The organism is Psychrobacter sp. W2-37-MNA-CIBAN-0211, from assembly GCF_040309405.1.
Lineage (GTDB): Bacteria > Pseudomonadota > Gammaproteobacteria > Pseudomonadales > Moraxellaceae > Psychrobacter > Psychrobacter glaciei.
In genome coordinates this window covers 1-285 of sequence record NZ_JBEOOU010000113.1, presented here as the reverse complement: position 1 = coordinate 285, position 285 = coordinate 1, and the positions used below count along the sequence as shown (strand labels likewise).

1 protein-coding gene is annotated in these 285 nt (G+C 51.2%); it reads right to left on the bottom strand.

The annotated features are described in order from the left end of the window. Positions 1 to 285 (bottom strand): chorismate synthase (locus tag AAEY72_RS14515; RefSeq protein WP_352311224.1); only part of this gene is annotated, 285 nt, incomplete at both ends.

The following is a 285-nucleotide window of genomic DNA, read 5'->3' as shown; positions in this document are numbered from 1 at the left end:
ACCTTGTACTGTCATGCTTTGACCAGGCACACTAATGCTTGAGGTCGGCTTTAGCGCAATATGAGCCACAACAGGTTGACCGGATGAAATCCCCCCCAGAACTCCGCCAGCATGGTTCGACGCAAATCCTTGTGGTGACATTAAGTCGCGACCTTCAGAGCCTTTTTGAGTGACAACCCCAAAGCCATCACCCACTTCAACGCCCTTCACTGCATTAATGCCCATTAGTGCATGGGCAATGTCAGCATCGAGGCGATCAAATACTGGTTCACCTAACCCCACAGG